15 protein-coding genes and 1 tRNA gene are annotated in these 14,345 nt (G+C 66.8%); 8 read left to right on the forward strand and 8 right to left on the reverse strand.

Translation table 11 applies throughout. From position 1 onward, the window contains the following. Positions 1 to 53: 53 nt before the first annotated feature. From FIU89_RS07210 to FIU89_RS07235, 6 genes are all read left to right on the forward strand, one after another. Positions 54 to 422, forward strand: coding sequence for a response regulator transcription factor (locus FIU89_RS07210; RefSeq protein WP_152491971.1), 369 nt, complete (start codon positions 54 to 56; stop codon positions 420 to 422). Beyond that, positions 419 to 718: a hypothetical protein gene (locus FIU89_RS07215; protein ID WP_216647058.1), complete on the forward strand. Its 300-nt coding sequence runs from the start codon at positions 419 to 421 to the stop codon at positions 716 to 718. Before FIU89_RS07210 ends, FIU89_RS07215 begins: the two co-directional genes overlap by 4 nt. Beyond that, positions 719 to 3,412, forward strand: a complete 2,694-nt coding sequence (locus FIU89_RS07220) for a sensor histidine kinase (RefSeq protein ID WP_152491972.1) — start codon at positions 719 to 721, stop codon at positions 3,410 to 3,412. It abuts the gene before it with no gap. A gap of 170 nt (positions 3,413 to 3,582) precedes the next feature. Then, a complete protein-coding gene (locus tag FIU89_RS07225) occupies positions 3,583 to 4,851 on the forward strand; it encodes a FliM/FliN family flagellar motor switch protein (RefSeq protein WP_152491973.1) in 1,269 nt (422 codons plus the stop codon). A gap of 311 nt (positions 4,852 to 5,162) precedes the next feature. Further along, positions 5,163 to 5,372 carry a hypothetical protein gene (locus tag FIU89_RS07230; RefSeq protein ID WP_152491974.1) on the forward strand — a complete coding sequence of 70 codons (210 nt, stop codon included), beginning with the start codon at positions 5,163 to 5,165 and terminating at the stop codon, positions 5,370 to 5,372. A 93-nt stretch (positions 5,373 to 5,465) separates the two neighbouring features. Beyond that, positions 5,466 to 7,505, forward strand: a complete 2,040-nt coding sequence (locus tag FIU89_RS07235; RefSeq protein ID WP_152491975.1) for an enoyl-CoA hydratase/isomerase family protein — start codon at positions 5,466 to 5,468, stop codon at positions 7,503 to 7,505. Here the strand turns inward: FIU89_RS07235 and FIU89_RS07240 are convergent. Then, on the reverse strand, positions 7,502 to 7,717 hold the full coding sequence (locus FIU89_RS07240; protein ID WP_152491976.1) for a hypothetical protein: 216 nt from the start codon (positions 7,715 to 7,717) through the stop codon (positions 7,502 to 7,504). The two genes, FIU89_RS07235 and FIU89_RS07240, sit on opposite strands and share 4 nt — an antisense overlap. A 147-nt stretch (positions 7,718 to 7,864) precedes the next feature. On the opposite strand from FIU89_RS07240, the gene FIU89_RS07245 reads away from it, so the two are divergent. Continuing rightward, entirely contained in the window at positions 7,865 to 8,134 is a 270-nt protein-coding gene (locus tag FIU89_RS07245; protein WP_152491977.1) for a DUF2312 domain-containing protein, read from the forward strand. Positions 8,135 to 8,203: 69 nt separating this feature from the next. Here FIU89_RS07245 and FIU89_RS07250 read toward each other — a convergent pair whose 3' ends face one another. Continuing rightward, positions 8,204 to 9,079: a hypothetical protein gene (locus FIU89_RS07250; protein WP_152491978.1), complete on the reverse strand. Its 876-nt coding sequence runs from the start codon at positions 9,077 to 9,079 to the stop codon at positions 8,204 to 8,206. 139 nt (positions 9,080 to 9,218) lie between these two features. On the opposite strand from FIU89_RS07250, the gene FIU89_RS07255 reads away from it, so the two are divergent. Beyond that, positions 9,219 to 9,294 (forward strand) — tRNA-Thr (locus FIU89_RS07255). Between the two features lie 147 nt (positions 9,295 to 9,441). Here the strand turns inward: FIU89_RS07255 and FIU89_RS07260 are convergent. The 6 genes from FIU89_RS07260 to FIU89_RS07280 are packed head-to-tail and all read right to left on the reverse strand — an operon-like array spanning position 9,442 to position 14,316. Beyond that, positions 9,442 to 10,011, reverse strand: coding sequence for a membrane integrity-associated transporter subunit PqiC (locus FIU89_RS07260; RefSeq protein WP_152491979.1), 570 nt, complete (start codon positions 10,009 to 10,011; stop codon positions 9,442 to 9,444). A 2-nt stretch (positions 10,012 to 10,013) separates the two neighbouring features. After that, the gene (locus FIU89_RS07265; protein WP_152491980.1) at positions 10,014 to 12,098 is read right to left on the reverse strand and encodes an MlaD family protein; all 2,085 of its coding nucleotides are present in this window, start codon (positions 12,096 to 12,098) and stop codon (positions 10,014 to 10,016) included. After that, positions 12,098 to 12,778 (reverse strand): paraquat-inducible protein A, encoded by a 681-nt coding sequence (locus FIU89_RS07270; protein WP_172978057.1) that lies wholly within the window; start codon positions 12,776 to 12,778, stop codon positions 12,098 to 12,100. Before FIU89_RS07270 ends, FIU89_RS07265 begins: the two co-directional genes overlap by 1 nt. Continuing rightward, complete coding sequence (locus FIU89_RS07275; RefSeq protein WP_152491981.1) at positions 12,748 to 13,377, reverse strand: paraquat-inducible protein A; 630 nt, start codon at positions 13,375 to 13,377, stop codon at positions 12,748 to 12,750. The genes FIU89_RS07270 and FIU89_RS07275 overlap by 31 nt, the downstream gene beginning before the upstream one ends. Positions 13,378 to 13,420: 43 nt before the next feature. Continuing rightward, complete coding sequence (locus FIU89_RS22795; protein WP_302849010.1) at positions 13,421 to 13,543, reverse strand: hypothetical protein; 123 nt, start codon at positions 13,541 to 13,543, stop codon at positions 13,421 to 13,423. After that, a complete protein-coding gene (locus FIU89_RS07280) occupies positions 13,540 to 14,316 on the reverse strand; it encodes a cobalamin-binding protein (RefSeq protein WP_152491982.1) in 777 nt (258 codons plus the stop codon). Before FIU89_RS07280 ends, FIU89_RS22795 begins: the two co-directional genes overlap by 4 nt. Positions 14,317 to 14,345 lie beyond the last annotated feature (29 nt).

The raw sequence follows: 14,345 nt of genomic DNA on the forward strand, positions 1-14,345 counted from the left end.
TCGCAATAGTCGTCGGACGGGAGACGAAATTGATCGGAGGGGAGGCCGGTTAGATGGGCAAGACCGTGCTTCTGATCGAGGACGAGCAGAACATCATCGAGGCCGTGAGCTTTATCCTGTCGCGCGACGGCTGGGAGGTGAAAACCCATGCCAACGGCCAGAACGCGATGGAGGCGGTGCGCGCGAGAGAGCCGGACGTGGTGATCCTGGACGTGATGCTGCCGGGCAAGAGCGGCTTCGACATCCTGTCCGAGATCCGCGCCGAGGCGCGGTTCGAGCGGCTGCCGGTTCTGATGCTGTCCGCCCGCGGGCAGGCCAAGGACGTGGAAATGGCGAAGCGCGCTGGCGCGGACCGCTACATGACCAAGCCCTTTTCCAATGCAGAGGTCCTGGACGCGGTGCGCGCTCTGGTGCCGTCATGAGCCGTGACGGCGGACCGATATTCCTGGCGCGGCGGGCCTATTTCCAGCGCCGGATGATGGATGCGGCCCGGCTCTTGCCGGTGCTGGGAGCGGGCATGTTCGTGCTGCCGCTCCTGTGGAAGTCGGGCGAGGGCGCACGCACGGTCGCCGTGATGTTTTACATCTTCCTGTGCTGGGTTCTTCTGATCGGCCTGGGCTGGATCGTCTCGCGGCGGCTCTCCCCGGCGGACGCGTCGGACGCGCCCTGGGCCGGCACCGCGTCCGAACACCAGGTGCGCCCGTCCCGGGAGGGGTGAATGGGCGCGCTGAACGTCATTGTCCTGGTCAGCCTGCTGTACGTGGCGCTGCTGTTCTGCGTGGCCTTCGCCGCCGACCGCGCCGCCGCGCGGGGCCGGGGGACCTGGCTGCGCTCGCCCATCGTCTACACGCTGTCGCTGTCCATATACTGCACCGCCTGGACGTTTTACGGGGCGGTGGGGTTCGCCGCGCGGTCGGGGCTGGAATACCTGACGATCTACCTGGGGCCGACATTGGTGATGGTGGGCTGGTGGTGGACCCTGCGCAAGATGGTGCGGGTGGGGCGCAGCCAGCGGATCACCTCGATCGCCGACCTGATTTCCAGCCGGTTCGGCAAGTCGAACGCGCTGGCGGTCTTCGTGACCCTCCTCGCCGTGATCGGCACGACACCCTATATCGCGCTGCAGCTTCAGTCGGTGACGATATCCTTTGCGGCCTTCGCCGCCGCCGATCCGATCCACACCGGAGAGATCAGCGAGACGGCGACGGCGCTGTGGGTCGCGGTGGGGCTGGTGGTTTTCACCATCCTGTTCGGGACGCGCAACCTCGATGCCAACGAGCGGCATCACGGTCTGGTCATGGCCATCGCGCTGGAGGCGGTCGTGAAGCTGTGCGCGCTGCTGGCGGTGGGCATCTTCGTGGTCTGGGGCCTTGCGGGAGGCGTTGACGAGACCCTGGCGCGGATCGACCAGAGCGCCATCGCCCGCTGGGACGTCCCCGGAAGCCGCTGGGTGGGGCTGACGCTGCTCTCGGCGGCGGCGTTCATGTGCCTGCCACGGATGTTCCAGGTGATGGTGGTGGAAAACGAGGACGAGGGGCATCTGCGCACGGCGTCCTGGGCGTTTCCGACCTACGTCATGCTGATGAGCCTTTTCGTGGTGCCCATCGCGGCGGTGGGGCTGGACCTGAGCCCCGTCGGTGCCAACCCGGACCTATTCGTGCTGACGCTGCCGTTGGAGAACGGGCAGGAAGGTCTGGCGGTGCTGTCCTTCCTGGGGGGGTTCAGCAGTGCCACCTCGATGGTGATCGTGGCCGCGATTGCCCTGTCGACAATGGTGTCGAACCACGTGGTGATGCCGGTCTGGCTGTGGATGTCCGGCGGAAGTGCCGTGATTTCGGGCGACGTGCGGCAGGTGGCGATCCGCGCGCGGCGGTTGTCGATCGGCGTGATCCTGTTCTTGGGCTATCTCTATTTCCGGGTGTCGGGCGGCGGAACGGCGCTGGCGGCCATCGGCCTGATCTCGTTCGTCGGCGTGGCGCAGTTCCTGCCCGCGCTGCTGGGCGGGTTGTTCTGGCGCGGGGCCAACCGGCGCGGGGCGCTGGCCGGGCTGTCGGTGGGCTTCGCGATCTGGATGTACAGCCTGTTCCTGCCCAGCTTCGGCGCGTCGGCGGTGATGCCGCAAGCGGTTCTGGACGACGGGATGATGGGGCTGTCGTGGCTGCGGCCGCAGGCGCTGTTCTGGGCCGCCGGCATGGATCCGGTGGTGCATGCGTTCATGTGGAGCCTGTCGCTGAACATCGTTGTTTTCGTCGTCGTGTCGCTGGTCAGTTTCCCGCAGCCGGTGGAGCGGCTTCAGGGCGCGCAGTTCGTCAACGTGTTCGAGCATTCCGCCACCTCGGGCGGCTGGACCGGGGGGCTGGCGCAGAGCGAGGACCTGATGATCATGGCGCAGCGGATAATGGGCGCGAAGGAGGCGCAGGCGCTGTTCGCCGAGGCCGCGCGCGAGCAGGGGGTCGGCGGCTACCTGCCGGAACCGACGCCGGATTTCCTGAGCCGGCTGGAGCGGTCATTGGCGGGCTCGGTGGGCGCCGCGACGGCACATGCGATGATCAGCCAGATCGTCGGTGGCGCCAGCGTGTCGGTCCAAGACCTGATGGCGGTGGCGGACGAGACCGCGCAGATCATGGAATATTCCAGCCAGCTGGAGATGAAGACCGAGGAACAGGCCCGGACCGCGCGGCAGCTGCGGCAGGTGAACGAGAAGCTGACCCAGATTTCGGTGCAGAAGGACGCTTTCCTGAGCCAGATCAGCCACGAGTTGCGCACGCCCATGACGTCGATCCGGGCGTTTTCGGAAATCCTGCGCGACGGGGGCGACATGCCGGAGGCCGAACAGCGGCGCTATGCCTCGATCATCCATGACGAGGCGATCCGGCTGACGCGGCTGCTGGACGACCTGCTGGACCTGAGCGTGCTGGAGAACGCGCAGATCGTCCTGAGCCTCGAGGACGCCGAGCTTGGTCCCTTGCTCGATCGGGCGGCGGTGGCGGCGGGCCTGAGCGAGGGCGGCATGATCATGCACCGCGATGCCGAAGCCGACCGGGTGCGCGTGCACACCGATACGGACCGGCTGGCGCAGGTGTTCATCAACCTCATGTCGAACGCGCGGAAATATTGCGATGCCGAAGCCCCGCGGCTGGACATCCGCGTGGCCGAGCGCAACGGAACGCTGTTGGTGGATTTCATCGACAATGGCAGCGGCATCCCCACGGACCAGCAGGGAACGATCTTCGAGAAGTTCGCGCGCGTCAGCGAGACCAAGGCGGGAGGCGCGGGCCTGGGGCTGGCGATCTGCCGCGAGATCATGGCGCGGCTGGGCGGGGGCATCGAATACCTGCCCGGGCAGGATGGCGGCGCGTTCCGGGTCTATCTGCCGCTGGCGGAGGGCGCCGCGGCCCAGGCGGCGCAATAGGCGGCCGGCGCATTTTTTCGCGGAGCCTGCGGGCCGATATCAATCCTATCGTAACCTTCTTGCGCTTAGCTTCCGCCGATCACCGGGCCCGAACGGCAGGCGTGGCCTGACCTGACCGGCGCGGTATGACGGCGATACGCGCGACACCACAGGAAGGAACGCGACTGGTCATGAGCGCAGAGCCCGCGGAGAGTGCATCTGTCATCCATCGCAAGGCCAAGGTGGCCCGCGACGAATTCGACGCGCGTGAAATGTCGCCGTCCAAGGCGTTGCGGCTGGCCCTGGCCAAGGCGGCCTCGGCGCAGTTCGAACTGTCGCTTGTCGTGCGGATGGTCGAGCATGAAGGCGTGGCGCTGACCGGGATCGAATCCCTCGCCGGCGAGGACGGCCTGCTGATCCTGCTGGACGGTCTGGATGGTCCGCCCGGCGCGATCAAGCTGGACCTGCAGTTCGTGATGGCGCTGATCGAGGTGCAGCTCATGGGGGAGGTCCGGCAAGGCGCGGCGAAACCGCGCCCGTTTACCCCGACCGATGCGGCGATCGTCCAGCCTTTGATGAACGCGGTGCTGGAAGGGTATGCCGACCAGGTGGATGCGTGCGATCGGATGCCGCGGGCGGCGCGCTTCCGCTTTGGCGACCGGCTGGACAACGGGCGTGCCCTGGCGCTGGCGCTCTGGGCGCCGGACTATGACCTTTACCGTCTGAACGTGGATTTCGGGCCGGGGGCGAAGACCGGCGTGATGGAACTGATCCTGCCCGAACGCCCGCCCGAGCCGGAGGCAGAGACGAATGACGGCACCACGCTGGCCCGCAAGCTGGAAGAGAACGCGATGAACGCGCCGGTGATGCTGGACGCGGTCCTGGCCCCGCTGCGCCTGCCGTTGAAGGAGATTTGCGGCTGGGCGCCGGGAACGCTTCTGAAGCTTTCGCCGGAGACCGTGACCGGCGCGCGGGTGATCGGGGCGAAAGGGCACAAGGTGGCGCCTGCGGCGCTGGGGCAGCTCAACGGGTTCCGCGCCGTGCGCATGGTGCTGAAATCCGAACCCGGGGATGATGTCGCCGAGCGCAGCGATGGGTCCGGCGGCTCTGCCATGCAGGAGGCGGGCGGTCGATCGAGTGGGGAGGGCGCGGCCGCGCCGGATCAGACGGATCTGCCCGATTATCCGGACGCGCCCGCATTGTCGGACCTGACGGATCTGCCCGATCTGCCTGGCCTGCCGGACCTGGATGACCTGCCGGACCTTGACGAAGGTGAGACCGACCTGCCGGAGTTGCCGGGACTTGATGATGTCCGGGGGGAGCATGGCGAGGAGGACGGCGCACTGGACGCGCTGGTCGAGGAAGAGCTGGCCCGCGCCGCTGCGCGGTTCGAGGTCGAGGGGGAAGACGACGACCTGCCGATGCCGGGCGGACCGAGCCTTGGCGCGCCGGTGACATGAGACCCGCGGCGCTGTGTGGGCGAAGATTTGCGTCTGGACGCAGGCCCGCCGACCGTGCCGGATGCAAGGCGCCGCACCCAGAGGCGGACGCGGCCCGGACCCCCTTGCGGGGTGAGGCCGAGGGCCGATGGACGGCCCGACCAGGCGCGCCTGCGCCCAAAACGTTAGCGGGATCGAGCCGGAACCGGGAAAAACCAGCTTTTCCTGGGTCGGCATGCTTCTATTGAGGTGACGGTTCATGCTATGGTTGTGGCGCGAGGCCTGCGGTCATGTCGACCGGACGCGGCAGGCCGCCACTGGGAGGAGTTGCCATGACAAAGTTATCTCAGGAGATCAAGCAATTGCACCGTCAGATTCTGGATCTGAGCGAAGGTGAACGGTACCGTCTGCAGCCGCGCCTGGCAGGGCTTCTGGGGCAGATGCGCCACGCCGGAGAGCCGGTGCCCGCCGCGATGCAGCGTCTGAACGAGACGCTTCTGGATGAGGCGATTGAGGCACAGTTCGAGAATATGCCTGTCTGAACCGCGTCCAAGTGGCTCAAATCATTTGCATATAGCTGGTGCCGCGCTGTCTAGTGGCGGCAGTCTTCAAGTTGCCACGGGGCGCAAAGAGCCGTGTCCGAAGTGAATTATGAGGTGGCCGATGGCGTCGCCGTCCTGCGGCTGGCGCGGGGCGAGGCCAATGCCCTGTCTCCCGAGATGCGCGCGGGGCTGGCCGCCGCGCTGAGCCGTGCCGCGGAAGATGCAGAGGTGCGGGCGGTCGTTTTGACCGGAGCCGGGGGCACGTTCAGCTCGGGTGTCGACTTGGCGGAATACGACGGCCCGTTGGCGCCCCCATGGCTTGACGTTCTGACACAGCGGATCGAGACCCATTCCAAGCCGGTGATAGCGGCGCTGGAGGGCAGCGCACTGGGGGCGGCGTTCGAGCTGGCGCTGGCGTGTCACGCGCGGGTCGCGCGGGCGGGAAGCCGCGTCGCCTTGCCCGAAGTCGGGCTTGGCATGATGCCGAGCGGCGGCAGCACGCAACGCCTGCCGCGTTTGCTGGGGGCACAGGCGGCGCTGGAATTCCTTTTGACGGGACGGTCGGTCGCGGTGGAAGAGCCACGGCTGGCCAAACTTTTCGCAGAGGTGACGACGGAGGCGCCGCTGGAGGCCGCGCTGAGCATCGCGCGGCGCTTTGCGCAGGCGCCGGATTTCGCGCGTGTCTGGCAGATAGAGCGGGGATTCTCAGATCCGGCCGCCTATCGCCGGGCCGTGACCGAGGTGGCCGCAAGGATCGACACGCGCGACAGCGCCGAAGCCGATATCGTCCGCTGCGTCGAGGCGGCGCAGCTGTTGCCGTATGCGCAGGGGCTGCAGTTCGAGGCCGCGACCTTCGAGGCGCGCCTGACGCGTGCCGACGCGCGGGCGGCCCGGCATCTTTACGCCGCGGAACGGCGGGCCGGTGTCTGGCTCGAAGCGCAGCAGGGCACGGCGCGGCAGATCAAGACAGTGGTGCTGGTGGGGTCCGATCCGGTGTTGCCGGAGCTGGCGGTCCATGCGCTGGACAACGACCGGCGCGTGGCCATCCTGGCGGCCGGCCCGGCAGGCGAGGCGATGACGGCACGCGCGCGGGCGGTCTATGAAGGCGCGGTGGCGCGCAAGCGCATGACCGAGGCCGAGCGCGACGCGCGGCTGGCCCAGCTGAGCCACGGCGGCGATCCGGCGGTCCTGATGGCGGCGGATTTGGTCCTGGATGGCGGTGGCGGCGATGTCGGGGGATATCCGGTGCGCAAGGGCGCGGTCTGGTGCCTTGTATCGGGACGCGACCGAGCGGCATCGCGCCGGGCGCAACTGGGGCAGGGGGTTCCGGTGCTGGCGCTGCGCGCCTATCGCCCCGCGCATGTGCGCCCGCTGGTCGAACTCGCGGTGCCGGAGACCGCGGACCCGGACGCGGTGATGACGGTGAGGCAGTATTTTGCCGGGGCCGATCGCTGCGTAGTACGCAGTGCGGACCGGCCCGGGATGCTTGGCCACCGCCTGATGGGGGCGGTGCAGCGGGCGGCGCTGGCGCTGATGCGGGCCGGGGCCCCGGCGGAGGCGGTCGAGGCGGCGGCGCGCAGGTTCGGATTTGCGCGCGGGCCGCTGGAACTGGTCGAGGTGGACGGGATCGGCGTGACCGTGGCGCGATTGCGGCGGATCTTCGGCGGCGTGCCGGAACTGGCGTTGCTGGACGCCCGAGCCGACGCCGTAGCCGCCGGCAAGACGCCCGGCCAAGGCTTTTACGCATCGCACGGGCAGGTGCTGGTGCCCGATCCGGGGCTGGCTGACTGGGTAGGGGCATGGCGCGAGGGGCAGCGCGATCTGCCCGATCTTCCGGACGTGCCTCTGGACGTGGCGCTGCACGCCGCGATCCTGGCCGAAACCGGGCGGATGCTGGAGGACGGGACCGCTGCGCGCGCCTCGGATATCGACCTGTGCATGGTGCGGGGCTATGGGTTTGACGCAACGCGGGGCGGTCCGATCCTGGTGGCGGATGCGGACGGGCTGTTGCGCTACCTACGGGCCATGAAGGCGCTTATGCCGCTTGCCCCGGCGCTGTGGACACCGCCCGTTGAGCTGGAGGAGATGGTCAAGTACGGTCGGCGGTTCTTCGGCACCGGCCCCAGGCCCTAGCCAAGGGTGATCCCGAGGATTACCAGCATCAGGCCTATGACCGACAGGAACAAGGCACCCGTGTTGACCGGCAGAATGCGCTGCAGGGCGGCGCGCAGCTCTTCATCGGACAGGCCCGCGCGGCGGGCGCGGACCACGCGCAGGATGCACCATACCAGCAGGGCGAGGCCGGCCAGCGTGACTGCGGCTCCGAGCCAGATCAGAATTTCCATCAGGGGTCTCCGCGTTGGTCTTGCCGGTGCCGTTTCGGGTAGCGCATCGCGCCCCGGGTCGCAAGGCGCAGGGTGCGAAAACGGGCTTGCGGGGCCGGGGGCGCGCTTGTAGTCAGGGGGCCATCCCCCGGACCTTGGAGAGCCGTCATGGACGATCAGATTCCGCAAAGCAGCGCCGACAGCAGCTATCGTGTCACCGCCGACGAGCTGCGCCAGTTCATCGAACGCTTCGAACGGCTGGAGCAGGAGAAAAAGGACATCGCCGAACAGCAGAAAGAGGTGATGGCCGAGGCCAAGGCGCGCGGATACGACACCAAGGTGATGCGCAAGGTGATCGCGCTGCGCAAGCGCGACAAGGACGATATCGCCGAGGAAGAGGCGGTCCTGGAGATGTACAAGGAAGCGCTGGGGATGTGAGCCGGCCCGCGTTCAGGCCGGCATGCGTGGGTTGGCACCCACCCTACGGGATACGGCGCCGGTCCGCGTCTATGGCGCGATGAACTGGACGCCCTGGATGCGCTCGATTTCGTAGACGTCTTCGTCGTAGGCCTCGGACAGGGTGTCGACCAGTTCCGCCGTCCAGCCGGGCAGGTCGAGCTCTTCCTCGATCTCTTCGTCCTTCACGAACTTGTCCAGAAAGGCGGAGATGACCCGGCGCTTCTGGATCTCGGTCATGCCGGGATGCGACGCGAGGTAGGTCTCGAACCGTTTCATGCCCGCAGACGTCATGATTTCCTGAAGCAGCGCGAATTCGCCTTCGAATTGGGCGTGGGGATCGAGCCCCGCCATCTCGCGCACGACCTGTGACCAGATCAGGGGGCTGTCCTCGTTGCACCAGACGGTGATGGGCATTTCGGGGAAGGTGCGCCGGAAGCGCGCGATGGTTTCGGACCACCGGAATGCCGAAGGCTCCACGCCGTTCAGGAAATCGGCCATCGTGTCATGCGGCGTTTTCGCGAAAAGCGCGGGCAGATGGGTCGCGGGATCGCGCAGGCCGAGGAAGAGTTCGAGCTGATCGTTGGCGAAAATCTCCTGGAAGGCCGCGATCCGCGTTTCGGCGGCGGGATAGAACATGCCCTGGCCCACGGCCATCTTGGGCGTGCCGAAAAAGGCTTGGTTCGACAGGACGAGCCGGTCAGTGCCCGGATCGTGGTCGACCGCGGCCAGCACCTCGTTGCGCGTCTCGGCGGTGAGTCCTCTATCGGACACGGTGTTGAGGATATCCCGCAAAAGCTTGCGATAGGATTTCGGATCGGGGACGTCGGTGCCGATTTCGGCCAGCATCTCGCGGTTCGCCATCAACGTCTCGATCAGGCGATCCTCGTCCGTCATATGCGCCCCGGCGTGGATAACCACTTGCATTCTGTCACTTTCCGGTCATGAGCGTGCCGCCGCAATATAGAGGCTTTTGCGTGCAGTTAAACCGCTTTCGGCACCGTGCAGGGGACCGCAAGATTTCGTCTTGCGGTTCGTGCCCGGGATGCGTAATCAGACCGTCAGTGCCCCTATAGCTCAGCTGGTAGAGCAACTGATTTGTAATCAGTAGGTCCGCGGTTCGAGTCCGTGTGGGGGCACCATTTTCCCGATCAACACCGACTTGGGCCGCTTCAGGCTTTTCAGGACGCGGGTTTCCTTCGCATACGAACCTTCCCTCGGCCCCCAGCGCACTTAAACTGGCGGTCCTGGCCGAGCCATCGGGTTGCCGTCTGTCGGTCAAGTCGCTTTTATCGCAGGCCTTCGCGGGCGATGACGCGGGAGACGTCGAGGACCAGCTGGCCTCGGGCGCGGGCAAGCGCGGGGGTGCCGCCCTCGAGATCATAGGGCACCGCAAGCTCGAAGATGCCCGAGCGTTCGCGGCGGCCGTCGAGAACGCCGACGAAATACTGACCCGATCCGCGGAAGTTGCCATCGGCCCCCGCCACCAGGCTTTCGAAGCGCACTTCGAGGCGCGCGTCGGGCAGTTCCTCGAACGGCCAGGGCTCGGACGCGACACGGGCGCCGGAAAGCCGCGCAAGGTTGCGCGCGATCTCGAGCGCCACGGCGCGTTCCGGTGCGTCCGCCCAGCGGACATTCGCGTCGGTCACAAGCTTGCCGTCCTCATCCTCGACCGCGATTTCATCGGCCGCGGCATAGGCGGGCAGCGACACCTCGCGCACCTCGACCGTTCGGAACGAGATGCGGATCGTGTCGGCGACCTGGGGCGCGGCCACCGGGTAAAGATCGGCGGAGGGGCCGCCACAGGCGGCGGCCAGCGCGGTCATGGCGGCAAGGGCGAAGGGTCGGATACGGGTCATGGTCATCTTCCTCGGATAAGCGCGCTGGGGTTGCGTTCCAGCATTCGGGCCAGCGACGTCAGGGCATCCGCTGCCTGCGAGATGTCCCGCAGGGCGGCCTGGGCCTCGCGGCTGAGCGTGTCGCCCTTGTTGTAGCCGGCGATCGTCACGCTGGCCTGATTCAGGACATTGCCGAGACGCTCGACCAATGCCGGCAGGTCCTCGGCCGAGGTGGCCACCGCATCGGCGGCGTCACGGGCCGAGCCCAGCGTGGCGTTCAGGTTCTCGACCGCGCCGCCCTCGCGCAGTTCGGCCAGGGTGGCGTTGATCTCGTTCAGGGCCGCGCCCAAGTCGGCGGGCAGCTGGCGTGCTGCGTCGGTGTCGAGAATGGCCTCGGCCGAGGCGGCCAGTTCGGTCAGCTGGTCGGCCAGTTCCTCGACCGGAAGCGCTTCGGCCTTGGCGGCCACGGCCTCGATCTGTTCGACGAGGGCGGGGATGCCTTCGACCGAGGTGCTGACCCCGTTGGCGGCCTCCGCGGCGGCATCGACGGCGGCAACGAGGCGCTCCGTCAGTTCGGTTTCCTCGATATCCGCCAGCAGCGACTCGAGCCGGGTGGCGGACGCGTTGAGGGCGACGGGAATGTTCTTCACTTCCTCGGAGGCGACGATTCCGCGAATCTCGGACAGGATCGCACGCACCTCGCCAGGGGTTTCCTGAAGATCCTCGTTGGCCACTAGGGCCTGGGCGCTGTCGAGAAAGTCGATCGCGCTTCCCAGAAGTTCCTCGATCGGCAGGTTGTTGATGCGGGTGACCACGCCCTCGACCGTGGCGGCGGCGTCGATGATGTCGCTTTCCGTGGTCGGAATGTTCAGCAGGCCGGCCTGGGACGTGTCGGGTGTCACGGGTTCGGCGTCGTCGACCTGGGTGAGGTCGACCTTGAGCCCGCCGGTCAGGATGCTGGCATTGGTCAGGCGGGCCCGCAGGCCGTTTTCGATCCGCTCTTGCAGGAAGGCGCGGGCGGATTCCGGCGTGACATCGTCTTGCAGCCCGAGGCGGGCGGGCTGGATCGCCATCACGACACTGAGGCGCACGCGGCTGTCGCCAAATTGCTCTTCGTCGATGACGCCGAGGACGTTTTGCACCTCGCCGATCTTCAGCCCGTTGATCTCGACCGGGGCGTCGACGGCAAGGCCGGACACGTTCTCGTCAAAGACGACGCGAACCTCCAACGTCTCGACCTCGCTGGCCTGGAAGAGGCTGTTGCGGGCCTCGGCTTCGGACGCGTAGACCTCGAAGACGGTGCCGTTGGAGACGGGATCGCCGCCTGACACGAACGTGTCGAAGGTGAGACCGCCGCTGACCAGCGTGGCGAGCGAGGAAAAGTCGATCTCGGCGCCCTGGGGGCCGACGGAAAAGGTAAAGCCCGAGGTTTCCCAGAAGCGGCTGGCGCTGGAGATGAGGCGGGTGTGCTCTTCGTAGATCAGGGCCTCGGCCACGGCGTAGTTGCCCTGTGGCGAGATGCTGGCCTTGCCGACGCGGCCCACTTCGATGCCGCGGAATGTGATCGGGCTGTCATCGGTCATCTTTCCCTCGGGCGTGGTCCGCAGCACGATCTCGAGGCCACCGCCGCCGGCCCGGAAGAGCGGCGCGTCGGCAAGCCCGTCGAAGCGGGTCTGAGGCGTGCCCGGCTTGCTGTCCCACGTGCCCTCGATGTAGACGCCCGACAGGACGGTATCGAGCCCCGTCACCCCGCGCGCCGTAACCTCGGGGCGGACGATCCAGAAACTGGCGGACACGTCGATGAAGTCGGCCACGTCCTTGTCGACGCGCACGGCGGCCACGACCGCCTCGAGGTCCTTGGAAAAGCGGACCTCCTCGACAATGCCGACGGCCACGTCGCGATAGCGCAATTCGGTTTCGCGCTCGGCGATGCCGGCACCGTTCTCGAACACGATCTCGATCACGGGGCCACGCTCGCTGTAGGTCTGCCAGGCGACGGCAAGGGCGATCACGATGGCGAGCAGCGGGATGATCCACACGATCGAGACACGGCTGAGCCGCGGCTTGCTCTGTTTATCGACCTGAACGGGGGGCGGTGTCTCACTCATCAGGCGGTCCGGTCCGTGGTGTCTGCGCCGGTGTGGTCGTCGAGAGCGTCCGCTTCGCGGGACTGGACATCCCAGATCATGCGGCTGTCAAAGGCTTGGGCAGAGAGCATCGTGAAAATCACCGAGAGCGCAAAAAACAAACTGGCGCGACCCGGATTGATGGCCGCCAATGTATTCAACTGCACCAAGGAGGACATGATGGCAACCACGAATATGTCGATCATCGACCAGCGTCCAATGTATTCAACGACTTCGTAGAGCAGCTGCCGCTGGTGCATGGAGATGCTGGAGACGCGCCGGACCGAGATGGCCAGAAAGGCGATGGCCAGGAACTTGGCCACGGGGATGGCGACGCTGGCAATCAGGATGATGAGCGCGATACCGGGAGACCCGTAGTGGAAAAGCTCGATCGCGCCGCCGACGATGGTGTCCTCCTGCACGGTCAGAAGCGTGCGGGTTTGCAACATCGGGTACATGTTGGCCGGGATATAGCACAGGAAGCCGACGATCCAGAAGGCCCAGACCCGTTGCAGGCTGCCGGTGTCGCGCGATTGCAAGGGCTTGCCGCACCGGCCGCAGAATTCGGTTCCGGCAGGCCAGACCTTGGTGCAGCGGGTGCAGGCGACAAGGCCCAGTTCGCGTGCGCTCTTTATGTCTTGGGTTTGTCCAGAGAGTTCCATACCGACCACCTGCACAGGAAATTATCCTGAACGACTACGAGAAAAACCAGGGCGCAAAACATCCAGAAGGCGGGCCCGAAGCCGACATCGGCCAAGTCCGTGATCTTGACCAGGGCCACCGCGCAGCCGATGGCGAAAATCTCGGCCATGGACCATGGGCGCATCGCCTCGGACAGGCGAAAGGCCTGCGTCGCGCCCCGCGCTGGTGGACGGTCGAGCACGATTGGGATCAGCACGTACATCGACAGCAGAACCCGCGCCAGCGGGATGAAGACGATCAGTGCCGCGGTGGCCAAGGCCAAGGCGATCATGGGGCCGTCGCTGAAGGCCAGCGCCGCGTCCAGGATCGAGACCGAGTTCGACGTGCCCGCGGCCGTGATCGTCAGGAAAGGAAAGACCGTCGCCGAGACGATCAGGATCGCCACGGTGAGCGACAGCGCGATGATCTGGAGCCCGGCCTTGCGCCGGGGCGTGATCAGCGCCGTGCCGCACCGCGCGCATTTGGCCCGCTCGCCAGCTTCGGGCCGGCGCAGGCTGTAGGCCGCATCGCATTGCGGGCAGACGATGACTTCGTCGAGATTGAGTGAGGTTTCGCGCATCAACACGATAATTAGTGTATTGCCACGGTTTGCAAGCGGCAATTCACGGACGGGACAGGCTGAAATCGGTGCGGGCCTTGCCGTCGCGCGGATTGGTCGCGCCACGGTGCGGCGTCAGCGGCGCGGCAAAACCGGGCCTCCCTGACAGGATGGCCTTGCGAGTCACGCCAAAGCCGCCACGATCGCGTCGAGACCGTCGGTCAGCGCGGCAGGGCCGGGTTGCAGGATGAGGGGCGACTTGATCTCGAAGATGCGATTGTCGCGGACGGCGGGAATGGCGTCCCATCCGGGGCGGGCCGCGATCTTCTCGGGGCGGACCTTCTTTCCGCACCACGAGCCGATGATGATGTCGGGGGCGGCGGCGATGACCTGATCGGAGGTGACGAAGCGGTCGCGCGCCTTCTCATTGGCCGCCAGTTTGGGGAAGGCGTCCTGCCCGCCGGCGATCTCGATCAGGTCCGAGACCCAGCCGATCCCGGAGATCATCGGCTCGTCCCATTCCTCGAAATAGACTTTCGGGCGGGGTTTTCCCGCCGCGTTGGCGGCTACCTGTGCCAGCCGGTCGCGATAGTGATCGACCAGTTGAGCGGCCTTGGCCTCTTGCCCGACGGTGGCGCCCAAGTGGCGGATCATGGCGAGGATGCCGTGCAGGTCACGCTGATTGTAGCCCATGACGGCGATGCCTTCGCGCAGAAGTGCTGCGGCGATGTCGGCCTGAAGGTCCGAGAAGGTCAGGACGAGGTCCGGCTGGAGCGCGAGGATCTTTGGGATGTCGGCGGAGGTGAAGGCCGAGACACGGGGCTTTTCCTGGCGCACGCCCCTGGGGCGCACGGCATAGCCCGAGACGCCGACGATACGGTCCTGTTCGCCCAAAAGGTAGAGGGTTTCGACGGTTTCCTCGGTCAGGCAGACGATGCGTTCGGGAGGGAAGGTTTTCATGGGCTGTGATCCGCGCGGTTGGGTCCGGG

This window comes from Roseovarius sp. THAF27, assembly GCF_009363655.1.
Classification (GTDB): domain Bacteria; phylum Pseudomonadota; class Alphaproteobacteria; order Rhodobacterales; family Rhodobacteraceae; genus Roseovarius.